At 62.5% G+C, this 23,743-nt stretch carries 28 protein-coding genes; 10 read left to right on the plus strand and 18 right to left on the minus strand.

The window, feature by feature from the left end; translation table 11 throughout:
* Positions 1-480 precede the first annotated feature (480 nt).
* Positions 481-822 carry a hypothetical protein gene (locus DYI42_RS07140; RefSeq protein ID WP_213545247.1) on the plus strand — a complete coding sequence of 114 codons (342 nt, stop codon included), beginning with the start codon at positions 481-483 and terminating at the stop codon, positions 820-822.
* Between the two features lie 192 nt (positions 823-1,014).
* Positions 1,015-1,677: a L,D-transpeptidase gene (locus DYI42_RS07145; protein WP_213545248.1), complete on the plus strand. Its 663-nt coding sequence runs from the start codon at positions 1,015-1,017 to the stop codon at positions 1,675-1,677.
* Between the two features lie 48 nt (positions 1,678-1,725).
* On the opposite strand, the gene DYI42_RS24210 is transcribed toward DYI42_RS07145, so the two are convergent.
* Entirely contained in the window at positions 1,726-1,992 is a 267-nt protein-coding gene (locus DYI42_RS24210) for a hypothetical protein (RefSeq protein WP_440870629.1), read from the minus strand.
* Positions 1,993-2,172: 180 nt separating this feature from the next.
* Between DYI42_RS24210 and DYI42_RS07150 the strand changes: the two genes are divergently transcribed.
* Together DYI42_RS07150 and DYI42_RS07155 are read left to right on the plus strand one after the other, a co-directional pair.
* Positions 2,173-4,518: a heavy metal translocating P-type ATPase gene (locus tag DYI42_RS07150; RefSeq protein ID WP_213545249.1), complete on the plus strand. Its 2,346-nt coding sequence runs from the start codon at positions 2,173-2,175 to the stop codon at positions 4,516-4,518.
* A 66-nt stretch (positions 4,519-4,584) separates the two neighbouring features.
* Entirely contained in the window at positions 4,585-5,094 is a 510-nt protein-coding gene (locus tag DYI42_RS07155) for a L,D-transpeptidase family protein (RefSeq protein WP_213545250.1), read from the plus strand.
* Between the two features lie 35 nt (positions 5,095-5,129).
* On the opposite strand, the gene phnE is transcribed toward DYI42_RS07155, so the two are convergent.
* Genes phnE through DYI42_RS07175 form a run of 4 tightly spaced genes read right to left on the minus strand, consistent with a single transcriptional unit; the run spans position 5,130 to position 9,437 of the window.
* Positions 5,130-5,888: a phosphonate ABC transporter, permease protein PhnE gene (gene phnE / locus DYI42_RS07160; protein ID WP_213545251.1), complete on the minus strand. Its 759-nt coding sequence runs from the start codon at positions 5,886-5,888 to the stop codon at positions 5,130-5,132.
* Positions 5,888-6,670 (minus strand): phosphonate ABC transporter ATP-binding protein, encoded by a 783-nt coding sequence (locus DYI42_RS07165; RefSeq protein ID WP_213545252.1) that lies wholly within the window; start codon positions 6,668-6,670, stop codon positions 5,888-5,890. Before DYI42_RS07165 ends, phnE begins: the two co-directional genes overlap by 1 nt.
* Positions 6,667-7,542 carry a phosphate/phosphite/phosphonate ABC transporter substrate-binding protein gene (locus DYI42_RS07170; RefSeq protein WP_213545253.1) on the minus strand — a complete coding sequence of 292 codons (876 nt, stop codon included), beginning with the start codon at positions 7,540-7,542 and terminating at the stop codon, positions 6,667-6,669. Before DYI42_RS07170 ends, DYI42_RS07165 begins: the two co-directional genes overlap by 4 nt.
* Complete coding sequence (locus DYI42_RS07175) at positions 7,542-9,437, minus strand: cytochrome c peroxidase (RefSeq protein ID WP_244867668.1); 1,896 nt, start codon at positions 9,435-9,437, stop codon at positions 7,542-7,544. The genes DYI42_RS07170 and DYI42_RS07175 overlap by 1 nt, the downstream gene beginning before the upstream one ends.
* Positions 9,438-9,513: 76 nt before the next feature.
* Here DYI42_RS07175 and mntR point away from each other — a divergent pair, with 76 nt between their 5' ends.
* Complete coding sequence (gene mntR, locus DYI42_RS07180; protein WP_213545254.1) at positions 9,514-9,984, plus strand: manganese-binding transcriptional regulator MntR; 471 nt, start codon at positions 9,514-9,516, stop codon at positions 9,982-9,984.
* A 251-nt stretch (positions 9,985-10,235) separates the two neighbouring features.
* Here mntR and DYI42_RS07185 read toward each other — a convergent pair whose 3' ends face one another.
* From DYI42_RS07185 to DYI42_RS07245, 13 genes are read right to left on the minus strand one after another with little or no spacing between them, the layout of a single operon-like run.
* Positions 10,236-11,234 (minus strand): cytochrome c oxidase assembly protein, encoded by a 999-nt coding sequence (locus DYI42_RS07185; RefSeq protein ID WP_213545255.1) that lies wholly within the window; start codon positions 11,232-11,234, stop codon positions 10,236-10,238.
* Positions 11,231-13,168 (minus strand): penicillin acylase family protein, encoded by a 1,938-nt coding sequence (locus DYI42_RS07190; RefSeq protein WP_213545256.1) that lies wholly within the window; start codon positions 13,166-13,168, stop codon positions 11,231-11,233. The genes DYI42_RS07185 and DYI42_RS07190 overlap by 4 nt, the downstream gene beginning before the upstream one ends.
* A 24-nt stretch (positions 13,169-13,192) precedes the next feature.
* Positions 13,193-13,360, minus strand: a complete 168-nt coding sequence (locus DYI42_RS07195) for a hypothetical protein (protein WP_009503847.1) — start codon at positions 13,358-13,360, stop codon at positions 13,193-13,195.
* Positions 13,351-14,934: an apolipoprotein N-acyltransferase gene (gene lnt, locus DYI42_RS07200; protein ID WP_244867669.1), complete on the minus strand. Its 1,584-nt coding sequence runs from the start codon at positions 14,932-14,934 to the stop codon at positions 13,351-13,353. The genes DYI42_RS07195 and lnt overlap by 10 nt, the downstream gene beginning before the upstream one ends.
* Positions 14,931-15,389 carry a signal peptidase II gene (gene lspA, locus DYI42_RS07205; RefSeq protein WP_342344625.1) on the minus strand — a complete coding sequence of 153 codons (459 nt, stop codon included), beginning with the start codon at positions 15,387-15,389 and terminating at the stop codon, positions 14,931-14,933. Before lspA ends, lnt begins: the two co-directional genes overlap by 4 nt.
* A 28-nt stretch (positions 15,390-15,417) precedes the next feature.
* Positions 15,418-16,200, minus strand: coding sequence for a ZIP family metal transporter (locus DYI42_RS07210; protein ID WP_213545258.1), 783 nt, complete (start codon positions 16,198-16,200; stop codon positions 15,418-15,420).
* A gap of 12 nt (positions 16,201-16,212) precedes the next feature.
* Positions 16,213-16,668: a DUF411 domain-containing protein gene (locus DYI42_RS07215; protein WP_213545259.1), complete on the minus strand. Its 456-nt coding sequence runs from the start codon at positions 16,666-16,668 to the stop codon at positions 16,213-16,215.
* A 3-nt stretch (positions 16,669-16,671) separates the two neighbouring features.
* Complete coding sequence (locus tag DYI42_RS07220; RefSeq protein WP_213545260.1) at positions 16,672-18,045, minus strand: M23 family metallopeptidase; 1,374 nt, start codon at positions 18,043-18,045, stop codon at positions 16,672-16,674.
* Positions 18,042-18,668 carry an SCO family protein gene (locus DYI42_RS07225; protein WP_213545261.1) on the minus strand — a complete coding sequence of 209 codons (627 nt, stop codon included), beginning with the start codon at positions 18,666-18,668 and terminating at the stop codon, positions 18,042-18,044. Before DYI42_RS07225 ends, DYI42_RS07220 begins: the two co-directional genes overlap by 4 nt.
* The gene (locus DYI42_RS07230; RefSeq protein ID WP_167646956.1) at positions 18,668-19,135 is read right to left on the minus strand and encodes a copper chaperone PCu(A)C; all 468 of its coding nucleotides are present in this window, start codon (positions 19,133-19,135) and stop codon (positions 18,668-18,670) included. The genes DYI42_RS07225 and DYI42_RS07230 overlap by 1 nt, the downstream gene beginning before the upstream one ends.
* Positions 19,136-19,157: 22 nt before the next feature.
* Positions 19,158-19,817 (minus strand): DsbA family protein, encoded by a 660-nt coding sequence (locus DYI42_RS07235; RefSeq protein WP_213545262.1) that lies wholly within the window; start codon positions 19,815-19,817, stop codon positions 19,158-19,160.
* A complete protein-coding gene (locus DYI42_RS07240) occupies positions 19,814-20,236 on the minus strand; it encodes a disulfide bond formation protein B (protein ID WP_088672127.1) in 423 nt (140 codons plus the stop codon). Before DYI42_RS07240 ends, DYI42_RS07235 begins: the two co-directional genes overlap by 4 nt.
* Before the next feature lie 5 nt (positions 20,237-20,241).
* Positions 20,242-20,808 carry an SCO family protein gene (locus DYI42_RS07245; RefSeq protein ID WP_244867671.1) on the minus strand — a complete coding sequence of 189 codons (567 nt, stop codon included), beginning with the start codon at positions 20,806-20,808 and terminating at the stop codon, positions 20,242-20,244.
* A 208-nt stretch (positions 20,809-21,016) separates the two neighbouring features.
* On the opposite strand from DYI42_RS07245, the gene DYI42_RS07250 reads away from it, so the two are divergent.
* The 5 genes from DYI42_RS07250 to DYI42_RS24215 all read left to right on the plus strand — a co-directional run bounded on the left by DYI42_RS07250 (position 21,017) and on the right by DYI42_RS24215 (position 23,688).
* Positions 21,017-21,445, plus strand: a complete 429-nt coding sequence (locus DYI42_RS07250) for a MerR family transcriptional regulator (RefSeq protein ID WP_213545264.1) — start codon at positions 21,017-21,019, stop codon at positions 21,443-21,445.
* On the plus strand, positions 21,442-21,768 hold the full coding sequence (locus DYI42_RS07255) for a YnfA family protein (protein ID WP_213545265.1): 327 nt from the start codon (positions 21,442-21,444) through the stop codon (positions 21,766-21,768). The genes DYI42_RS07250 and DYI42_RS07255 overlap by 4 nt, the downstream gene beginning before the upstream one ends.
* Positions 21,769-21,838: 70 nt before the next feature.
* Positions 21,839-22,609, plus strand: coding sequence for a transglutaminase-like domain-containing protein (locus tag DYI42_RS07260; RefSeq protein ID WP_213545266.1), 771 nt, complete (start codon positions 21,839-21,841; stop codon positions 22,607-22,609).
* Positions 22,599-23,564, plus strand: a complete 966-nt coding sequence (locus tag DYI42_RS07265; RefSeq protein ID WP_213545267.1) for a cation diffusion facilitator family transporter — start codon at positions 22,599-22,601, stop codon at positions 23,562-23,564. Before DYI42_RS07260 ends, DYI42_RS07265 begins: the two co-directional genes overlap by 11 nt.
* Positions 23,536-23,688 carry a hypothetical protein gene (locus DYI42_RS24215; protein WP_244867673.1) on the plus strand — a complete coding sequence of 51 codons (153 nt, stop codon included), beginning with the start codon at positions 23,536-23,538 and terminating at the stop codon, positions 23,686-23,688. The genes DYI42_RS07265 and DYI42_RS24215 overlap by 29 nt, the downstream gene beginning before the upstream one ends.
* Positions 23,689-23,743 lie beyond the last annotated feature (55 nt).

Raw genomic sequence — 23,743 nt, forward strand, 5'->3', positions numbered from 1 at the left:
AAGCCAGGACCATCGAGGAGCGGCGCTTGCTGCACTGCCAGACAACGGCATAGACTGAAACCACAACGAGCCAGACCCTCCGTTCGAGATCAGGCGCTCGTGTTCCAAATCACCTGACGACGGACAGAGTCACCGCTGAACGCCTTGCCACGCACGCGGGGCAGGGTAAGGTAGGGCAGGGGAGCCCACGACGAAGCTGCCTACCTCGCATCGTTGGTAGCGATCAGATTTCGCGTCACGGCCAAGCTCGACGCCGTCGGCAACTGGTGCTCGGGCTTCAGGTCCAATCATCTGTGCTGCCGTTGGACAGTAATCCTGATACCTTCAACCTGCTTTCGTATCCTGAAGTTGTGCATGTGAGCAGAAGGCGGCGCCTGGCACCCTGAACCTGCCGCCGATCAGAACCAGCACCGGATGCTCCGGGAATCGCTGATGGCAAACCAACCGGACCGGCTCGCGTCGGCCTAACGGAGAACATGCATGTCCGAGATCGTCATTCGTGAAAGCGGCCCCTTCGCAAACCGGAAGCTCGCCATTGAGGTCAATGGTGCCTTGCACGGGGAGTACGCCCTCGACCAGCCAGCGGATCTGGTGAACGTCGCAAAGCTGTTTTTCGAACGAGACAAGCCCAAGATGATACGTCTGAATGTCGATGGCGACATCAAGCCTCATCTGGCGATGGCTTTGATCGATGCCGGCGTTGTGGTCCCGGATCCCTGGTATGAAGATGAACGTTACGACCCCAAAGCCGAAGAAGCGGCCATGCTCGCGGCGGCAATCGAATCTCATCAGCTGGACGAGTTGCCCGATGATGGATGCTAGCGCATCCAGGCGCCATTTCAGTGACTTGCTCCGCGTCATGTGCAGCATGTGTCCAATTGTCGATCTCGCGATCGAGTACTGTTTGGAACGATTTTAGGGCTCAAAAACTTCCCTTGACCCTCCAGCCGCTAGAGGTTGCATACACACCGCTGCAAAAAGAAAAAACCTAGTGCAGAGAGATACATTCCATCGATGCTGACAAGACGACACTTCATTCAAACAACATCGGCGTTGATGTCGATGTCGCTTCCAAGCGTGTCTTTTGCAGACACATTCCCGACGGCGACCCAAAAGGCCGCGTGGGATGCAGAGGTCACACCGGTCGGGTACGACCCGGCGACAACGAACCCGTGGGATCTGCATCCGCGCTTTCTTCCGCAACGCGTTGCCGCAAACGCGGGACTAATCCCGGGAGACATCCATGTCGATGCGGTTGCGCGGTACCTGTACCACATCGAGGAAGGCGGTACGGCGATGCGCTACGGCGTGGCAATCGCGCGAGGTGATCTCTATGAGCCGGGGACCTACACGATCCGGCGCAAGGTTGAGTGGCCGCACTGGACGCCGACTAAGAACATGATCGAGCGGAACCCGGAATATGCCGAGTTCGCCGACGGGATGGAGCCCGGTCCGACCAATGCGCTCGGATCGCGGGCGCTCTATCTCTTCGTTGGCGAACGGGACACATATCTACGCATCCACGGAACGCCATATCCGAGGAGCATCGGTGGCCGGGCGAGTTCAGGGTGCGTCAGGATGGTCATGGCTCATATCAACGACCTTTACCCGAGGGTGAGAATCGGAGCGACGGCGTACCTGTATTCGGCTGAGGAGAGCGTAGTCGCGCAAGGGTGACTTGGGCGACCTTCGACAGACACGAACGTCTCACGCCCTATGCGGCTTTCAAGACTGCCGCGCGGTGCAGATGGGCCTTCCTCCGACGTCGCGAAGCGGAACCAACGTCGTCTCGACCGGTCCGCTATGCGTGTACCAATAGCATCCATCATCAGGCACCAGACGGGCCGAAGACAGGTCCTGGCCCGGCGCTGCCATCGCTACCACCTGATCGGGCACATTCCCGACCTCGTACCTGTCGCGATCGGCAACTGGCATCGCGCATCCGGCAAGGGCAATTGTTGTTAACAAAGTAAAAACTGTTGTCTTTCGCATATCTACCTCATTTGCCATTCGCGATCGGACTGCCTGTTGTCTCGAAGGGACCACGAAGGATTCCGTTCCAGCCCGGATCGCGTATCCGGCCATCCCATGTCAAGGACATCTGACCCCTTGAAGCTCTAGTCGCTGTAGGAGCTATGTCAATACCGTCAGCCCGAATCACAAGGTGCGTCAATGTCTTCTTCCGCCCATGCCAACGATCACCATCACGATGAAGGTCGAAACGATAGCTGCTGCGGAGGCGGTGGAAACTGCGGCGACATCGCTCCGGCGACGCCTGCGCCATCGGTCGGGCGAAGCTATCAGGTTTCCGGTCTCGACTGCGCCGAAGAAGTAGCGATCCTGAATAAAGTCGTCGGCCCGAAGGTCGGCGGAGCAGAGCATCTGGCTTTCGACGTCATCAACGGGCGGATGACCATTCTGGACAGCGCGGACCGTGTAACTGACGACGAGGTGGCGCAACTGGTTGCAACCACCGGCATGAGTGCGAAACCGTGGGATGCAGGAACCGCCTCCGAAGATCAGGCGGCCCATCTCGCCCGACAGCGGCTCTTCACGGCGCTGAGCGGCGGCTTCTGGGCGGCGGGCTTTCTCTGGCACATCTTTGAGACCGGCATGGGCGGGGCCCTATTCCTGTTCGCGGGTCACGGAGAGTCCACCATGCCGCTGGCCGAGGCGGTGCTCTTCGCCGTCGCGATCCTGTTCGGTGTCTGGCTTGTGGCCCCAAAGGCCTGGTCCTCCGCGCGGCGTCTTTCGCCCGACATGAACCTCCTCATGGTGGTCGCGGTGGCGGGAGCCATCGGCCTCGGCGAGTTCTTCGAGGCGGCGACGGTGGCCTTCTTCTTCTCGCTGTCGCTCTACCTCGAAAGCTGGAGCGTCGGGCGCGCGCGGAACGCGGTTTCAGCGTTGCTTGACCTGGCGCCGCAGACGGCAAGGGTTCTTTATGATGATGGTTCTGAAGCAGACGTGCCGGCTTCCGCTGTTGCCATCAATGCACGGTTCGTGGTGCGCGGCGGCGACCGCATCCCACTGGATGGTGAAGTTGTAGATGGGGCAGGGGCCGTCGATCAGGCGCCGATCACCGGCGAAAGTGCGCTGGTGCCGAAGGAGCCGGGTGACGAAGTCTACGCTGGAACGATCAACGGCGAAGGGACGCTGACGGTGCGCGCGACCAGGGCGGCCTCCGACACGGTGCTCGCCAAAATCATCCGCATGGTGGGGGACGCTCACGCCCGCCGGGCGCCCGTGGAGCAGTGGGTCGCGAAGTTCGCGCGTATCTACACTCCCATCGTCATGGCTTTGGCCGTCGCCATTGCGCTGGTACCGCCGCTCGTCTTCGGTGGAGCTTGGGACTACTGGTTTTACAACGCGCTCGTTCTTCTCGTGATCGCCTGTCCCTGTGCGCTGGTCATCTCGACGCCGGTTTCCATTGTTGCAGCGCTGACGGCCTCGGCGCGGGCGGGGGTTCTCATCAAGGGCGGAGCCTATGTCGAGGCTCCGGGCCGGACGACGGCTCTGGCGATGGACAAGACCGGAACCATCACGATGGGTGAACCGGAGGTGGCCGCCGTGCATCCACTTGGCGGGGCCTCGGCGCGCGATCTTATGACGCTGGCGGCCGCACTCGAAGCGAGGTCATCGCATCCGCTGGCCCGTGCCATTCTTGCGCGGGCCGAGGCAGACGGCATCGCGGTATCAGCGGCCGAGGATACGCGCACCGTGCCGGGACGGGGGCTGGAAGGACGGGCAGGGGGACGAGAGGTCTGGCTTGGCTCCGACCGGTTCGCCGAGGAGAAAGGGTTCGGCAGCGCCATTCCGGCGGACCTCCGTGACCGGATCGAAGGGGCCGGCAGCACACTTGTGGCCGTCGGTGACAGGACCGGCGTGACCGGCATTCTCGAACTGCGCGACCGCATCCGCCCCGACGCCAAGGGGATTGTCGCACGTCTGCACGCGCAGGGCGTGAAAACCATCGTCATGCTGACCGGCGACAACGAATGCACCGCACGCGCCGTCGCGGCCGATGTCGGCATCGACGAGGTGCGTGCCGAACTCTTGCCCGAGGACAAGGTAACGGCCATCGAGGAATTGGTCGAAAGCCACGACATGGTGGCGATGATCGGCGACGGGGTGAATGACGCACCGGCCATGGCGCGCGCCCACTACGCCATCGCCATGGGCGCCGTCGGGTCCGACGCGGCCATCGAGACAGCGGACATCGCCCTGATGACGGACGATATCGGCAAGGTACCGTGGCTCATCGGCCATTCACGCCGCGCCATGTCGATCATCCGCCAGAACATCGGCGTTTCACTGGCGACGAAGGCCGTTTTCGTCGTCGCGACGGCATTCGGGATGGCGTCGATGTGGGGCGCCATCGCGGCGGATGTCGGCGTCTCGCTTCTCGTGGTGGCCAATGCATTGCGCCTGCTCAACGGCCACAAGGCAGGTGCGCCGCCATCCGGCGGTGAACAGATTGGTGAACAGATGGCAAGCGGCGCTCTTGCACACGGGCATTGAACCGCCACCACCCGCAGGGTAGCTTTTGACCCATACGAGACCTCTCACACGAGGCATAGAGCAGTGATGAAGATCCATATTCCGCGCCGCGTCGTCTTATTCGGAGGGCTTGTCGCTTTTCTATCCGGCTGCGCCAGCAAGTTCCGAACCTACACCGGACCCGAGGTCACCCGGCTGCGCCTTTACAAGGCGCAGCGCCTGCTGGTTCTCGACGGCGCCGATCGCGTCTTACGGACATATCCGATCGGGCTGGGCTTCGCGCCTGTCGGTCACAAGCAGTTCGAGGGCGACGGCCGCACACCGGAAGGCTCCTACGTGATCGACCGGCGGAACCCCGACAGCCTCTTCCATCTGTCCGTCGGCATCTCCTACCCGAACGAGGCAGACATCGCATTTGCCGAAGCGCAAGGCCGATCCCCTGGCGGCGATATCTTCATCCACGGCGGGCCGCGGCGGGGGATCGACCCCACGAATGTCCGCGACTGGACGGCAGGCTGCATCTCGGTCTCGGATCCCGAGATCGAGGAAATCTACGCCATGGTTCGGGACGGGACACCGATCGACATCTACGCCTGATGGGCCGAGACGCGTCGGCGCGTCCGTCGATCGCTTCAGGCAAACCGGCGGCGAAGAGCCACGTTGATGCCCTCGATAGCGATCACCATGGCGATCACGGCCAATGTGACGCTTGCTGCCTTTTCGTACTGGAACGAGCGCACATAGGTCTGGATGTAGAACCCGATCCCGCCCGCGCCGACGATGCCCAGGATCAGCGACTCGCGCAGGTTCAATTCGAACCGAAAGATGGTGTCACGTGCGACGACCGGCGCCATCTGCGGCCAGATCGCATACCTCAGCTGCGCCAAGGGCGCGGCGCCGGCGCTCTCCAGCGCGGCAATCGGCGCGCGGGAGACGCCGTCGATCGCTTCGGCGTAGAATTTCGCGAGCATGCCGGTGGCATGGAAGGCGATCGCGATGATGCCGGGCAGGGGACCCAGGCCCACCGCGCCCACCATGAGCATCGCCACCAGAATCAGCGGGATGGCGCGGATGAAGGCGAGCAGCGTGCGGACAGGGCGGTAGAGCGCCGGCGACACCATCGTCTCGGATGCAAGTATCCCGAGGGGTACCGACAGGAGGACCGCGCCCAGAGACCCCAGGATCGCGATGCGCAGCGTTTCCGCGCTGCCCTTCACGATCTCGTTCATCACGGTCGGATCGGGCGGGACCATCCGGCCGAGGAAATCCGCGATCCGGGGGCCGGCGGACAGGAGGCGCGACAGGTCGACATCGGTCGTGGCGAACGACCAGAGAACTGCACCCGCGACCAAAGCCCCGGCCGCGAAACCGCCAAACCCGCGCGACCGCATCAGGTCACCGCCCGCAAACCGATGGCCGGCAGGGCCGTCGTTTCGCGATAGAGGTCCGCGGTCGCGACATCGCTCAAGTCTCCGACAGCCACGTCGAAGGCGATCCGGCCATCGCGCATGCCCACGATACGATCGGCGAAACGCCGCGCGAGGTCGGGCTGGTGCGAGGAGAACAGCACGGTCGCGCCACGCGCGCGCGCAGCACCGGTCAGCAGCGTCAGGATTTCCGCGGCGCGGGCGGGATCGAGATTGCTGACGGGCTCGTCGGCAAGGATCAGGCGCGGCTCCTGGGCGAGGCATCGGGCGATGGCCACACGCTGCCGCTGCCCACCGCTGAGGCTGTCGACCCTACGCTCGGCCAGATCGGCGATGCCGCAATCAGCGAGTGCGGCGCGCGCCACCTCCAGGTCGCGTGGCAAGGGAGAACCGAGGGCCGCGCGCAAGGGCGACATGCGGCCAAGGCGCCCGTTCAGAACGTTTCGCAGCACTGAAGAGCGTTCGACCAGCGCGAATTCCTGAAAGACAAAGCCGATATCTGGCCGGCTGGCGCGCGAAGGCGGATGGTCTGGATCGAGCGGCGCGCCGAGGACCGAGACCCGACCGCGCCAGCCGCGAAGACGCCCGTCGAGCAAGGCCAGTAGTGTCGTTTTCCCGGCCCCCGAGGGTCCGAGCAGCGCGGTGCTTTCGCCTGCAGGCACCATGAGCGACACATGGTCCAATGCCGGTAGCCCGGCGCCCTGATGGACGAAGCTCAGATCGCCTATTTGCGCCGCGGCGCTCACCCGAGGAGTCCGTAGCGGCGGGCCATGTCGCGCACCCCGTCATAGGCAGCGGGGTCCGCTCGGACATAGCCGTCGGGTCCGTAGAGGTAGCGCAGCAGGTCGCGGTTGCCGGCTTCGTTGAGGCGCATCATCGCATCGACGAACCGCGACCGAAGATCTGCGTCCAGTCCCGGTCGCGCGATCACCACGTGGCTGGGGATTGGTTCGCTCTCGGCGATCCAGATGACCTCGGCCTGCTGTTGCGGGGTGAGAAGGAGGTCGGCGTACTGGCTCGCGCCGGCGGCCTCGACAAGGCCCTCGGCCATCGCCTGCATCGCCTGCTGATATCCGCCCGCGAAGAAGATGCGACCGAAAAAGGCGTCCGCGTCACCGGGCCCGGCAACCAATCCGGCCTCGACGAACTCGGCCAGAGGATAGAGATAGCCCGATTCCGAGATCGGGTCCGCAAAAGCGATATCCTTGCCACCGAGATCAGCAAGCGTTTCGATCCCGCTGTCGCGGCGCACGAAGATCCGGCCGGTGTAACTCGGCGCGCCGCGATAGACTTCGGACAGCAGAGGCACTGCGCCGATCTCGGCCTCGGCCAGCACGAAGGGGAGCGCGCCCATGAAAGAAATGTCGGCGTCACCGTTCCGCAGCGCCTCGACGGCCGCGGCGTGGTCGATGGTGACGAAACCCTCGACCGGTACGCCGATCTGATCCGCCAGCCAACCGGTGATGGCCGCGATGTCGCCGAGCAATTTTTCGGGGTTTTCCTGGGGAATGAAGGCGAGGCGCAAGCCTTCTTGCTGTGCTGCAAGCCGTGTTCCCAAGGACACGGCGCCCGCGGCGGACAGGATCAGCGTTTTTCTGCGGCTCAGACGGATCGACATCAGAACGCCCTTTCTTCGATTGTGTCGGCCGCATCCCTGAACGCGGTCCAGTGTGCCTCGGCCGTCTCCCAGTCTCCGGCGCGCACGGCGGCACCGACCTGGGCCAATCGCTCGGCAAGTGCATAGACCTCTGGCCGACCGGCAAGGTTGGACATCGTGCTGGCATCGGCCGAGAGGTCCGCCGCGACCGTATCCGTCAGGAGCAGGATGTGCTCTGCGTCCCGCCGGGGCAGCAGCGTATCGATTGTCGAAGCGAAGGTCGTCAATTCAGAGAAGGCGAGGCGGAAGGACGTGTTCTCGGCATCGAAAGTCTCATAAGGCTCATCAGCTGAGCCCACCGCTTCGAGGTATGCGGTGAGGTCAGAGCGCTGGGCATCAGTGAGATCGAGCGATTTCGTCTCGTCGAACCAGTCCACGACAGCAGCGAGGGTCGGCAGCGATCCGTCGTGGAAGTATGGCGCAGTGTAGACCGTCCCGAGCAAGGTCGGCGTGTCGAATGCGCTCGCCCGCGCACCCTCGTAGGGCGGACTGGCGGACCCGATGTCATGCGCCTGACGGTCGAGGAAGTTGCCGTCCGGCACATGACAGCTGGCGCAGGAGCGGTCGCCGAGTCCCGCCAATGGCCGATTGAAGATCTCTTCGCCGCGCCGCGCGGCCTCCGGTGCTGCGTCTGTCAACCTGCCATCCGCAGCCAGCATCGAATTCTGCAGGAAGTCGAACTCCAGCATATAGGCCAAGAGCGCGTCGAGCATGAAGGGCGTCGGTTCGGCACCGCCGAATTCGTTGACGATCACGTTGCGGGTGAAGTCGCGCAGTGAAGCAAACCGACCGTCGCGGCCATAGGGCCCTGTGAAGCGCAGGCCGCGCAGGCTTGGGATATCGAGCGGGTCGTCTCGTCGGTCGTTGAAGATCGGATTGAAGAAGGCGCCGTCCACGTCGATTGCCCCGGGCTGATGGCTGGCGCCGGGAATGAACAGACGCTGGTTCACGTCCGAGCGATTGTGACAGGTTGAACAGGCGATCCCGAGGTCGCGCGCTGGGCTGCCGAAGATTTGCGCGCTGTCGAACAGCATGTCGCCGTAAGCGACAATCGGCAGATCGGTTTCATCGATGCCCTGCGCCTCGAAATTGAGGACGAGCCGGGGCAGGGGATCCTGGTCGAAGATGTCGGACCCCGGCGGCAGGCTCGGTGGCACCTCGATGTCGCGTCCGCTGATCACAGCCGTCTCAGGCAGCGGGCTGAGCTGCTGCCTCGGAGCGAAGTCGTCCACAAGATAGTTCTCCGCGAGATAGTCAGAGATCACCGCTCGTGCCGTGACCATCGTTTCGCGGTCTGGTGGCGTGGTGCCTGCTCCGAGAACACCGGCGGACCCTGTGCTACTGTTAAGTTCCAGCCAAGCAAGACCGATCCGGCGTGATGCCTTAGGATCGGCGGCGGCAACGCCGTCAGCGAAGGCGCGGTAGAGTTCGCGAGCGGTCCCGACCGCTTGCTGCGCGCGTGCCGGGTCGTCAACGTCCAGTGCGCGGCCCAGCTCTTCCTCGATCCTGAGCGCGATCAACCTCGTCGCGGCGGCGAAGAGGGACTGTCGATCCCGTCGCGCCATTGCGTCCAGTAAAGGCCCGGTTTCGATGTCGCTTTTCTCACCCAACCAGGTCAGCGCGTCCGCGGAAAACTCCGAGTTTCGGTAAGGTTCGGACCAGGCGGCCTCGACGTCGTCCCAAGGTAGCGGCTCCAGATTTCCGAGAAACAACGTCAGACGGTAGGCTGCCGCGTCCGGAAGCCATGGGGCTTCTTTCGCAGGTGTCGCGATGGCCGGCCCGAACGAGATCATCGCGCCGGCCAGAGAGAAAATCACGAACCCAAGTAGCTTCCGGAACACCATGACCTCCAACAAAAAGTTAGCCGTGGCTAATTTATCTACCCGAAGCAAACAAGTTGTCAATCCTTGTGTCTCAGGGCAGACTTGCGAAATGACCAAGCCGCAATCCCATGAACGCGAGACCTTTGAACCTGTGGAACGCGCGCCGGAGGCGCAGGCGGAAGGCTTTGCGATCGTGCGGCAAGCGCATGAAAGCGAGATGGCAGAGGACTATGTGGAATTGATCGCGGAGCTGATCGAGACCCGCGGGGAGGCCCGACCGGTCGATATCGCCGAGCGACTCGGAGTGAAACCACCCACTGTCACGAAGAACATTTCACGACTCAGGAGCGCGGGCCTCGTTCGCCGAGAACGCTATCGAGCGGTGTTCCTAACCGATGAAGGGCAGGCATTGGCCGAGAAGTGTCGGCGCCGGCACCGGATTGTAGTCGCGTTCCTTCTAAGCCTTGGGATCGATGAGGAGACCGCGGAACGCGATGCGGAAGGAATTGAGCACCATGTGAGCGAAAACACCTTGAACGCATTTGAGCGTGCGTTGCGGAACGCCCAAAGCGGCGGTTAGCCCCCATTCAAGCGTAAAGCACTACCTGCGTCGCGACGTGTCCGGGGCCGCGCATTCAATTTGCAACATTGGAGCAACTTGCCATCGCCCGAATGCAACACGTCGGAAGTGCCTCCGCTGGAAGATCCTGGCCCCAAGGCCCTCAAAGAAGAGACTGTCGCACTAACTTAGCGAAATGCGCGCTATTTCCCTTCAGCCAGTCCATCGCTTCATCGAATGCCAGTGTCCAATTTCGGTGCCCGATCCAATGTTCAGAGCGCATAGACGATGGTCACGACGGTAATCATGACAATCATGAACATGGCGAATGCGCCGAGGGCGAGGGTACGGCCCATGTCCCGGTTCGGCTTCTCCACTTTCAGACGCAGTTCCTCCGCGGTTTCCGGAAACTCGAGCGCCGCCGCATTCGATTTGCGCATGAGTTCGTAGCGGGAAGTCCAACGCCGTTCCTCCGCCGCGTTCCAGCCGTTCAGCACCAGGATGATTGCCACGATGAGAACCATCGACGACGGGACCCAGATTACGTAGCCGCCGATTGTTTCGTCAGCCAGGGCGCGAAGTCGACCACCGTTGGCTGCGATGATTTCTGATCCATAGAGAGGCACCTCTTTGAGCGTTGTCAGGGAGCCCAGAAAGATGTTGGAAACGATCACCACGAACCCTGACATCAGTCGAGCACCGCGCCGCGCTCCTTCAGGCGGATCACGCGGATCGAACAGCATAGCAAAGTACCAAAGCCCCGCTAGCGCCATTGACAGATGTGCCAGCGCCTCAACCGCCGCAATACGTTGTGCAAGGGCGTAGATCACCGGGATTTGCCAGACGAAAAGCGCGCCAATCAACAGGGAGGTGGCAGATGCAGGAAGCGCCAAGAATCGCGGGATGCGCGCGCGTCCAATCAGGGCAAGGCGTCGGCGCCATTCCCTTTTCAACCCGGCTTGAAGGACAAGCCAGGGCTGAGAAACCGCGATGAGAAGGGGTCCTGCCAGTCGCAGAAGAAGATGCTCGGCCTGGTGTACCGAAAACAGACTGTGCCCCAATGGCGGGAGCGGCCCATTCGTCGCGACGAGGACGGCCGCGAGGCCGACAAAGAAGACGGTTCGACGCCAGCCAGAAACCCTTCCGAGACAGCGAGCGTGTATTTTGAGCCCACGCAAAAACAGCCATGCTGTAATGCCGACAACAATGAGCGACACCGGTGACAGCGCATCGCCGAAAGGGTCGTAAAGAAGGAAGAGGTTCGTGATCATTCGCTCTGGCCCTCGCTCATCCGAGGACTGACCGAGGTAGCCGGTGTGAGTCGCGAGAACCCGGAAGCGCCGCCACGGGCCAATGACAGATCGGTCGACATGGCCAAGTATTCGCCTTGTATCCACGAAAGAAAGAGATTGTCGTAGAACCGAGATAGCGGATGTCCCGACTGTCCGGCGGGCGCGATGTAGTATGATCCCGCTTCTTCCGATATCGACATGACCGCCTGAAAATTGCTTCCGGCATTCACAAGAAATGGACCGTCTTCTTCGAAACCAAATGACGTCGAGAATTGCGTAAAGGGATCGCCTGAAATCGGCGCTTGAAGGGACAGCAGGTCGGTCAGTAACCCACGCGAACTGATCGGCAACCACTGCATGTCCAAATTATGCTCTTCGCCCCAGCTCCAGGTCGAGGGATCGCGCCCGTATCGATCAACCAGCCAGCCAAGGGCATCATCCAGGGCCACGCGAACCTGCTCCTCGCAAGTCTCGCGAGGTGATGATGGCCGGATGTCGCACCAGATCGCGCTGCCGCGACGATCGCTGAGTACGGCATAAAGAAAGTCCGGGTTCGGACGGGACCAGAGTTGCTGCGCTGCCGGAAATTCGTCTTTCAAAATGCGCTGCTGCAAAGCCCGGACCCAAGTCCAGAACACCAGAGGTTCCGGCGAATAACGATCCATTTCGCCATTCCACGACGCAAGCATGTCCAGTAGCTCACGACGAATGTCGTCCGCATCGGTGCCTTCGATGCTGTCTCTGGACGGCACGAACCAAAGCTCTTTCGCCATAAGGGGCAGGAGGGTTCGCGCCACGGAGCTTACGGTGTCCCTTTGAACACTGATGGCGCCTTCTGTCGAGAAGATCGATTGCCGTGCTTCAAGCTCCGCCAGTCGAATGTCGCGAAATGACGACGCCCGTACGGCTTCTTCTTTTGGCCATCTGGCAACGGTCACTCGATCAATTGCCAATGCCTCCATGCGCTTCGGCAACATGTCTGCGGCCACTCCAATGACATTGGTCGCATCGGCAGAACGCGCGAACAGCTCCAGCATCGTCAGGAAATCTGCCGCCTGCACGGGTGATGCCCCCCCTGGCGCCTCCTCGTCTGGCACGGGAAGTGACCGGAAGGCCCAAGCGACGCGCGCGTTGCGACCAACTATAACGAAAGGTACGCCCGGCATTGTGGCACCTATGACCGGGCCTGTCGAAAATTGAAGATCGGCGAGATACCATTCCGAGGGCAGCGACAGGGAACCGCTGATATCGGCGGCGAGAATTGGCGTCCCGGTAGCGGTTCGCTCACCGTCTATCGCCCATGCATCGAGGCGTTGCTGCGGATCAGTGGCAAGCAATTCGGGCAATCTCGGGCGATCCGTCGGTGCCAGAGCTCTCGACGTGCCTGGGACGCCGACCCATGCACTCCCCGGTCGCAGGCCATGCAGGAAAGACCGGGCAATCCTCAGGCTATCGCCGGGCGTCCAGGCGTCGATCAACCGTTCGTCTGCGATCAGCAGCTCCGGCGAGCCTCTGCCACGCCCGCCTTCCGACACAAGCTCGAGCCACGCATTGATGCCAGCGGCATAGGACGCGAGCGCATCTGAGACCGCTGGCGCAAAGGACAATGTCTCATCCGATGGCCAAGAAGCTTCGGCCATTCGCCTTGTCCTTAACAGCTGACCGAGCCTGTCTTGGGCATGAACGAAGCCGATCGCGAAGTAGACATCCGCGGCGGAACTCGCGGTAATGTGCGGGATTGCCGAGGAATCTCGCAGAATATCGACCGGTCCGTCCAGCCCTGCGACCGAGAAGTCCTCGTCGTAGTCGGGAACGGATGCGCTCAGCAGAAAATAGACCAACCCGGAACCAACCGATGCCGTGATGCAGATCGCCAGGAACCCGTACAGCAATATGTTGAAAAGACGTCTCACGTCGGTGCCATTTCGAAGCCCTTCTCATGCAAAGATGCGCAAGAGGACCACCGAGACGAAGTAGGTGAGAAGACCGAAGGCGATAGCCGAACTCGCCGCGTACTGGAGGATATCCAGCCGGTTTCCTTTTCGGCGTCGCGCCAGATATCCACCCCAGATCGCACCCGCGACAATGCCCGCGATTACCAGCATGACTTCGCCTCCGCTCTTGTTTTCTTGTTGTGCCGGTGTTTGCCGCCAAGACCCGCAGCCAGTCCTACGGCCCAGGTTACGAAGATGAGAGCCAGCAGCGTCCAGTCGCCGAAGCGCGCATAGAGCGTTGGCTGATGAGCGAAGGGCAGAGCCGCATCGATGACGCCGGTTTCTCCGGTGCCGAGCCGCGCGACGAGGTCACCGTTTGCGTCGATGACCGCTGAGATTCCTGTGTTTGCGGCCCGGACGATGGGAAGCCCTTCCTCGACGGCGCGCATGCGTGCAGAGGCGAGGTGCTGCTCAGGTCCGATGCTGGTTCCGAACCAGGCATCGTTGGTCGCATTGAAAATCCAGTCCGGCCGGAACAGGCCGTCAACGACATGGCCCGGAAAGATGATCTCGTAGCAGATGGCCACGGCAACCAGCGGCACCCCCGGCAGTGCCAGCGTGCGCGGCCCCGGTCCGGCCGTGAAGTCCCCCAGACCCTCCGTCAGACGTTCGATCGGCAGCCAGCCTTTGAACGGTACATACTCGCCGAAGGGAACGAGACGGTGCTTCGCGTACCCGGTCAGGATCACGCCGGTCTGGTCAAAGGTTTGGACGGTATTAAAGTAGCGCGTGCCTTCTTCTGTCGAGACGCGATCGGGTACGCCTGTCAGGAGCAGGCTTCCATCCGGCAGGGCAGCGGCGATGCGCGAACGCGCCTCGACGTCCTCATCGAGAAAGCCCGGGAAGGCGGTTTCGGGCCAGAGCAGGATGTCGACGGGGCCGGGAAGAGTCGAGAGGTCCAGATAGCGCGTGAGCGTCGCCTCCCGGTTTTCGGGCGCCCACTTTTCCTGCTGGGGAACGTTGCCCTGAACGATCCTCAAATCGAGCCCCGGCGGGCTTGACGGCTCGAGCTGGAGCCGCGCCACGCCGGCGGACCAGGTCGCCACAACGATCCCAACGCCGAGCAGGCTGATGCTCCAGCGCGGGCGCACCTCCGCCAAAAGGGCCGGCGCCGGAAGAGTGCCGACGAGAATTACGAGAAAGCTCAACCCAAAGCTTCCGACCCACGCGGCCGGTTGCCGCAAGGCCGCGTAGTCGACGAGCGCATAGCCGGCGAGGTTCCAGGGGAAGCCCGTGAGCACATGCCCTCGTAGCCACTCTGCCGCCGTCCAGCAGGTCGCGAACACGAGACAGGCCGTTACGCCTCCGATCGCACGGCGTCGTGCGACGCCGGCGAAGAGCGCTGCCGCTACGGCCGGAAACATGGCCAGTCCGGCGGACAGTCCCGCGACGGCGGGTATCGCCATTGCACCGAACCGCTCGGCATCCACGTAGAAACTCTCCACGATCCATGAGAGTCCGAAACCGAACTGCCCGAGACCGAACGCCCAGCCGACAAGTGCTGCCTTGGCGACCGGGAGATGCCGGAGGAGGACAAGGAGGGTGGCGTAGGCAACGGGGACAAGCAGGAGGATCGAGAACGGAGGGAGGGTCAGAACTGCAACGCCACCGGCTACAATGGCCGCCATCATGCGCGATGGCAGGAAAATCACCGGTTCCCGGGACAGCGTCCAAAACAGCGTCATGGACCGCACCTGGGCCGTCGCGTGATCATCGGCGCGACAAGAAGCAATCCGACGCCGCCGACCACGAAGACGTCAGCCATGTTGAAGGCTGGCCAGTGCGCGGCGCCGGCGTAGAAATCGAGGAAATCGGTCACGGCCCGGAACCTGAGGCGGTCCAAGACGTTGCCGAAGGCGCCGCCGATGATCGCCCCGTAGGCAAGCGCCTCGATCCCGTCCCGGGTGCGCAGCATCATGATCACAAGCCATGCGCACACGGCAAGAGCGAGCACCACGAGGCTCCACCACGGCGCGCCGCCCAAAAGTCCGAAGGTCACGCCATCGTTCCGATGGAACGTGAGGTTGAATCCGGGAAACACGGGAACACCAGCGCTCAGGACGCTCGCATTCGTGACGACGATGGCCTTTGTAACCTGATCGATCGCGAAAGCCGCGACGGCAGCCAACATGCCGATCACCGGCGGTCTTTCGGCTGACAACATTGCCTCACCCCAGCCAGACATCGAGAAACAGCATCAGGACAAGACCGATCGACAGTCCGAGCGTTGCCTTGTTCTGATGTCCGCTGCGATGGGTCTCGGGGATGATTTCGTGGCTGATGACATAGAGCATCGCGCCGGCGGCGAATGCCAGCCCCCAGGGCAGCAGCGGCTCCGACAGCGTGATGATACCCGCCCCGAGCAACCCGCCGATCGGTTCGACCATGCCGGTGAGGGCCGCAATGCCCCAGGCGCGCAGCTTCGCGTATCCTTCACCCATGAGCGACACCGCCACCGCCAGACCCTCGGGCGCGTTCTGCAAGCCGATACCGATGGCGAGTGGGAGGCCACCTTCCATGCCACCGGAACCGAACCCGACCCCGACCGCAAGACCCTCGGGAAAGTTGTGGATCGTGATTGCGATGATGAAGAGCCAGACCCGCCGGAGCGACGCGGCGTCCGGGCCTTCGCGGCCCGTTCTGAAATGCTCGTGCGGCAGCTTCTCGTTCATCAGGGCAACGGCAGCCATGCCCAGAAGGATTGCGATGCAGACGATGGCCGCGGGCGCTGCCCCGTTGTCGAACCGTGGCTCGGCCGCGTCCAGCGCGGGAATGATCAGCGAGAAGAACGAAGCTGCGAGCATCACGCCAGCCGCAAAGCCGAGCGACAGGTCGCGGGTGGCGCGTGAAGGGATCCGCCCGACCAGCACGGGGACTGCCCCGACGGCTGTCAACGTGCCGGCGGCCAGGCTTCCGAGAAAGCCGAGCATGATCGGGGACAATTGATCCATTCGTCAGGTGTCTTACCCTTTCGGGTAGCTCGAATAGACTTCGGTCGAGCCGTCCTTCAGAACCAGAAAGACGTCGTAGGCTTCGCGGTCCTCCTCGGGCCCCATGCCGGGCGAACCGTAGGGCATGCCCGGAACCGCGAGACCGACCGCGTCGGGCCGCTCGTCTAGAAGCCGGCGGATGTCAGCGGCCGGAACGTGGCCCTCGATCACGTAGCCGTCAACGAGCGCCGTGTGGCAGGAGACCATTCGCTGCGGCACCCCTTTGTCGAGCTTGAAGCGCGCGAGAAGGCCGCCGAACATGTCCTGACCCGTCGGTGCGAAACCGTTCTCCTGGAGATGGTTCATCCAGGACAGGCAGCAGCCGCATCCATTGGTCTTTCGGACATCGATGGCAGTTGCCTCCGCGAGGGCCTGCGCCGCCGGAAAGAGTGCGATGGCGAAGGTCAGGGCTTGTGTCAGACGTTTCATGGGTCAGAGCCTTTCAGTTGCAGTCAGGGCTATCTCGCGGTCGAGACTTTCAGCGAGAAGCGCGCGGGCTTCGGCGAGCATCGACCGCGCGGCAGAGTCATCCGCTTCGCGCTCGGCAGCTTCGGCGAGCCGCTCTTCGGAGAGAGGATCGGTCGGCCGACCGTCCACCAGAACCTCGTAGTGCAGATTCGGACCGGTCGCGGTGCCGGTGGCGCCCACACTGCCGATCAGGTCTCCGGCAGCCACGCGCTGGCCTTGCACAAGGCCGTCCGGCACGGCGCTGAGATGTGCATAGCGCGTCGTGGTGTCGGAGCCATGCGAGATTTCAACCACGCGGCCGTACCCGTTCCGCCAACCGATGAAGCTGACGCGCCCGGGTGCCGTGGCCTGAACCGGGGTCCCACGCGCCGCAGCGAAATCGACGCCGGTGTGCATTCGCACGTTCCCATAGACCGGATGCGTGCGGCGGCCGAAAACGGAGCTCAGGCGTGCACCTTCGACGGGCTGCGCGAAGACGCGGAGGACTTCGCCATCAACGTAGATCGTCGCCTGTCCGCTGCCGCTGGCTGGCCAAACGACCTCGTAGAGTGCGCCGCCAACCTCGAGCGCGGCGAAGGCAAGGTCAGGCTGGCCGACCCTGTCGTTTTCCACGCGGGCCTCGCGCCAGAGAACCCGGAGCGTTTCGCCGCCTGCCATCTCACGGCGAAAATCCACCGTTCCGCCGAGCATCTGCGCCAGGTCCACCGCGAACCGGGCCGGGATATCGGCTTCGTCGAGCGCAGCGAAAAGCGAGCTGTCGATCACCGCTTCCCCGGAAAGCGTTACCGTCTCGGACTCCGGGGTGACGACCTGCGTGGCAAGCTCATCGCCGAAGATCGCCTCGATGCGCACACCGTTTTCGATGGCGAGCACGACGCTGCGCGGGCTGCTGTCCATCGTCGAGACGACGGTGACCGAATGTCCCGGCCGCAGCCGCCTCAAATCATATTCCGCGCCAAGAGCGAGGGCGACTTCCGCACGGTCGGTCGCCGAGAGACCGGCCTCCGCGAGAACTGTGTCGAGCGTCTCACCGCTTTCTATGTCGCGCGACCAAGTGGAAAGGGGAGGTTCGATCGTCGGCAAGGAAGTATCAGCGACCGAGATCTGCAAAAGAGGCATGGGGCTAGGCAACGTCGTGGGCTCGGCTCCTGCCTGCGCAATTCGCGGCCGTTCCGACACCAAAAACGGGGGAGGCTGGAGACCGTCCGGCGTCCATATGCTTGCTGCCGCGAGGCCCGGAGGTACGGGGTCCTTCGACCAGCTCCCCGAAAGAAAAACGACACCACCCGATAGCGCGGCGACAATTCCGATACCTGCCGCGATAGCTCTGATGTTCATGTTGCCCCCTCAGTTTCTTGTTCGAGTGCGCGGCGAATCTTCGGCACCGCGAATTCCCTCGGCTCGTGATAGTCGATCATGGTGACGAACCGCCCTGCAGCGTCGAAAAGGAAAACGCTGGCGGTGTGGTTCATCGTGTAGCCGCCACCCTCGGTCGGCACCCGCTCGTAGCTCGCGCGGAAGCCGCGGACCGCTTTCGCGATTTCCTCATCTTCGCCGGTCCAGCCGCGGATCGCCGGATGGAAATAGCCGACATACTCCGACATCGCATCGACGGTGTCGCGCTCGGGATCGACAGTGATGAAAACAACGGACATCTCGTTTGCCTCGTCCCCCAAATCGTCGAGCCATCCCGAAATGTCCGAGAGCGTGGTCGGGCAGACGTCCGGACAGTAGGTAAAGCCGAAGAATACCATCGCAGGGCGCCCGATCAGCGTTTCCGGCCCGACTTCGTTTCCCTCGTGATCCGTCAGGCTGAAGTCCATGGCGGACAGAGCCAGTGGCCGCTGGCCCTCCAGTTCGGGCGCACCAGGCCCGTCCACTTGCCACCAACCGACAAAGAGCGCGAAGAGTAGCGCCCCGGCACCCACTGCGCCGTAGCCAAGGATCGTCCGTCGCCGCATCAGTCGTTCGGACCACGCGCGGCGATGCCAAGGATCGGCACCTCGACCGTCACTTCACCCCCGTCATCAAAGAGCAGCGTCAGCGGATATGATTCTCCTTCCGTCATCGGTGTCTGCAACTGCATCAGCATCGCGTGCAGACCGCCCGGCTCGAGCGACATGCTTTCGCCTGGCGCGATGGTGATCTCGTCGGCCGGAGCCATGGAACTCACGCCATCGGCATCGGTCTTCGACTCGTGGATTTCGGGCATCATGGCGAGCGGCGTCACGAGACCGATCAGTATCACCGGTGTATCGCCGGTATTTCGGATCGTCATGTAGGCGGCGCCTGGGCGGTTCATGCCGATGGACGCGCGGGACCAAGCGCCTTCGACGACCACGTCCTCAGATCCTGCCAGCGCCGGCGTCAAAGCCCCCGCCGACGACAAAAGCGCTGTCATCGCGCCGGTAATAATGAAGGTCCTCATCCTGCTCGTCCCATCTGTTGGTTTAGCTTCGCGCCGCTGCAACTTCAGCCGCCACCAGGCTTCGCAGTTCGGCTTCGCCGAACGGGTCGAGCGGCTTGCCGTTCACGAAGAACGTAGGTGTCTGGCGGACGCCCACAGTCTCGACGTCGGCGCGGTCCTGGTTCAGGATCGCCACTACGTCCGGCGCAAGCATCTGCGTACGAGCGGCTTCCGCATCGAGGCCCGCCGTTGCGGCGATCTCCAGGATGAGTCCCGGCTCAGGCGCTCCATGCGACGCCCATCTCGGCTGTTCCCGTAGTACCGCTTCGAGAACCGGTTCAAAGACGCCCTGCATGCGCGCGGCCTCGAGCACGCGGATCGCTTCCTCGGACGCCGCGCCGTGGAACGGCGTATAGCGGATCACCACGCGCACGGCATCGCCATGCTCGGCCATTATGGCTTCGACCACAGGATAGAAGGCGCGGCAGGCCTCACAGGCCGGGTCGAAGAACTCGACGATGGTGACGGGCGCGCTTTCGGGACCGAGAACAGGCGAATAGGACCGGATCAAAGCCTCCGCCAGTTCCGGAGCCACAGGCTCGGCCTCCGCCACGGGACCGGGGCGTGTTGCGTACCACGTTGCGCCGCCGAAACCGGCGACGCCGAGGGCGAGAACGGAGAGGATCAGGCCGCGTCTGTTCATGTTCGTGTTTCCTTCAGAGAGAGTGCCGACAGCGCGCCGATCAGGGCGAAAGCGGCAAGCGCCATCAACGGGATAGGAATGCCGAAGACCAACTGGTTGTCGTCAGTGCAGGAGGGACCAGCGGCCGTGCAGGGCTGGATGCGCTCGGGGATCAGGCCAACGTAAAGACCCATGTGCCAGAGCGCGACAGCGCCGCCACCGAGCGCAAGCGCGATCCCGTAACGGCCCGCGAGCGGGTCGCGCCACCAAAGGCCGAGCCCGAGAATGATGGCCAGCGGGAACATGAAGGCCCGCTGGAACCAGCAGAGCAGGCAGGGCGTCTGCCCCAGCACCTCGCCGATGAAGAGCACGGCTAGCGATGCCGTGAGAGCAATCACCCATGCCAGTCCCAGTGCCGTTTCTCCGGATATTCGGGTCATGTCGGTCAGATCCTCTCTCTCAGATCAGCGAGGATCTCTTCGGCGGGCGTGCCGTAGGGCCAGGACTCGGCGAAGCCTGTGTCTGGATCGAAAAGGAACAGATGCGACGTGTGCCCCATCGTGTAACCGTCGGGCGCAGAGGCTTCTTCGATGCGTTCGAAGAAGATCGGAAAAGTTTCGGAAGTCTGGGCAATCTGCTCCGGTGTGCCGGTCAGTCCGATGATGCCGGCATCGAACAGGGGAACGTAGTCCGCAAGCGCCGTGGGCGTGTCGCGTTCGGGATCGATCGTGATGAATATCGGCTGCACCTTTGCAGCGTCATCGCCCAGTCCCTCCATCACGGCCGCGACCTCTGACAGGGTGGTGGGGCAGACGTCGGGACAGTTGGTGAAGCCGAAGAAGATCAGCATCCAGCGCCCCGCGAAATCGTCTTCGGTTCGTACCATGCCCTGATGATCGGTCAGTTCGAACTCCGCGACGAAAGCCGGATCTGCCTCTGATCGCGCGCTGTCGGCGCGATAGTCGGACCCGAGCAGAAGCCACCCGAGCGCGAGGGCTGCAATGCCCACCAATACCCAGAGAACTTTTCTTACCGATGCGAGGGACAATCCGGCCTGCCTGCGATTGATTCTTGATTATTTCGGCGTTTACATCCTCTAGCTACTGTAGATTCAAGCCCGATTGTCCGGCTGCGGCTGGAGGTCACGCGTCCGTGAGTCTTGGACTTGCGCTATCAAACTACCAAACCTACAAAGTCTGTAGGTTCTCTGAGGGAAACATATGCTGACAATCGGCAATCTGGCGAAGAAGACCGGCACCAAGGTGCAGACCATCCGGTACTACGAACAGATCGGGCTAATGCCTGAACCGGGCCGGACGGAGGGCGGGCAACGCCGCTACGGGGATGCCGAACTCGATCGGCTATCGTTCATCCGTCATTCGCGGCAACTCGGTTTCTCGCTTGACGCGATCCGGGAGCTCCTCGACCTCAGCGACCATCCGGAAAAGTCGTGCGACGAGGCAGATGCGATCGCCCGCCGGCAACTCCGCCAGGTCGAGCAACGCATGGCACGCCTGAAAGCGCTTCGCACCGAGCTGAAGCGCATGGTCCACGAGTGCAGCGGCGGACGGACCGCGGATTGCCGGGTGCTCGAGGTCCTGCGGGACCATTCGGAATGCCTGACTGACCACGACGACATCGGGGCATGAGTGCCGCGATTGCCTTTCCGCTCGCAGCCTTGGCCGAGATCGCTGGTTGCTTCGCATTTTGGACGTGGTGGCGTCTTGGCGCATCGCCACTCTGGCTGGTGCCCGGACTTTTCTCGCTTGCCGTGTTCGGCTGGTTGCTTTCGCAGGTTGAGGCCCCCGCTGCCGGAAGAGTCTTTGCAGCATATGGCGGCATTTACATCGTGGCGTCGATTGGGTGGATGTGGTGGGCGGAGGGTGAAAGACCAGATAGATGGGATCTTACTGGAGCGGTCATCTGTCTGGCTGGGGCGACGGTCATTCTCGCCGCCCCCCGCAGTTCTTGACAGACAGGGCTTGAAGCTACAGTCGCTGTAGCCTCTATGTAGACCCTCGATAGATTCGAGGAGATGCATCTTGCCCGCCGTTGACCCCTTGCTGACAGCCACGCTGCTGCTGGATTTCGAAGCCGCCCCTATTGCGGACCTGGTCGCGGACCGCGGCTGGAACGCTCTTGGCGAGCATGACCGGATCGGTGCCGCCTATGACTTCGTCCGAAACGAGATCGCTTTCGGTTACAATCGCTCTGACGACATACCTGCGTCCGAAGTGCTGGCTGACGGATACGGCCAGTGCAACACAAAGGGCACGCTTCTCATGGCGTTGCTCCGCGCGCTCGGGGTCCGCTGCCGGCTGCATGGTTTCACCATCCACAAGGCGCTCCAGCGCGGGGTCGTGCCGGCGCTCGTCTATCCCGTCGCCCCGAAAGAAATTCTTCATTCCTGGGTCGAGGTCGAAACCGAGAGCGGATGGGTCAACTTGGAAGGCTTCATACTGGACGCGCCATTCCTGGCATCGTTACAACGCGAGTTCAACGAGTCCGAGAGCCTTTGCGGATACGGAGCGGGCACCAGCTGCCTGGGCGCGCCGCCGGTCGAATGGACCGGGCGCGATACCTACATTCAGAAAACCGGCATCGCCAGCGACTTCGGAACCTTCGATACGCCCGACGACTTCTACTTGAAGCATCGTCAGAACTTTGGAATTCTGCGCGACTGGCTCTATCGCCACATTATCCGCCACTGGATGAACAGGCGGGTGCGAGTAATCCGGCGAGGACACCTGCCTCGGCTTCCCGGTTTCGCCCAGCCGAACCATCGCCACGAGGAGACGAACCGTGCCGCATGATCACGGCCACGCCCATATCGACCCCGACTCCGGCGATCGACGAGTATCAATTGCGATCTGGGCGAACGGGCTTCTGACCGTCGCGCAGATCGTTGGCGGCATACTTTCAGGCAGCCTCGCGCTCATCGCGGACGCGCTTCACAATTTCTCGGACATGGCGTCGCTGGTCATCGCCTTCGCCGCGCGCAAGATCGCGCGGCGACCGGCCGACGAGCGCATGACATTCGGTTATGGCCGGGTCGAAATCGTGGCAGCTCTGATCAACTACACGACGCTGATCTTGATCGGGTTCTACCTGATCTACGAGGGCGGCATGCGCATGATCGATCCGCCCGAAGTGCAGGGCTGGACGGTCGTGATCTTGGGCGGGGTCGCACTGGTCGTCGACACCCTGACAGCGCTGCTGACCTACTCGATGCAGAAAGGCAGCGTAAATATCCGCGCGCTCTTCCTGCACAACCTCTCCGACGCACTTGCTTCCGTTGCGGTCATCGTCGGTGGGTCGCTGATCATTCTCTACGACATGCGGTGGGTCGATCCGGCCATCACAATCGGCATTGCTCTCTATATCCTCTACCTGGCTTTCACGGAGATCGGTGGTCCGATCCGAACGCTGATGCTCGGCAGCCCGCCGGACATCGACAACGAGGCCGTCGTCGAAGCGATGCGGAACACCGAAGGCGTCGCCGAGGTCCACCACGTCCATCTCTGGCAAATGCAGGAGCATGAAGCCGCGCTCGACTGCCACATCGTCGTGAAGGCCGAAGCGTGGCCGCGAATTGAAGAGATCAAGAGTGCGATCAAGAAGCGGCTGAAAGAAGAATTCGACATCAACCATTCCAGCCTCGAATTCGAGCATGAAGAGCGCGCACACGATAACGCTGATCTCTACGGCCATGGCAGTTCAGGTGAAAAGGAGGAAACGCATGATCAAGAAAACATTAACCAAACATGACGATGTCATCGGGTTCATCTGCGTAGGCGAATTGATGGAAGATGACCTCGAAAGGATGCACCGGCTGATTCATGGTCGCCTGGCCGTCAACAGTAATCCGGGGTTCCTTCTCGACCTGACCTAGTTCGCCGGTTATGAAACGCCTTCGGCAATGCTTGAGGATTTCACGACCGACAAAG

It is taken from the genome of Vannielia litorea (assembly GCF_018424695.1).
Lineage (GTDB): Bacteria > Pseudomonadota > Alphaproteobacteria > Rhodobacterales > Rhodobacteraceae > Vannielia > Vannielia litorea_A.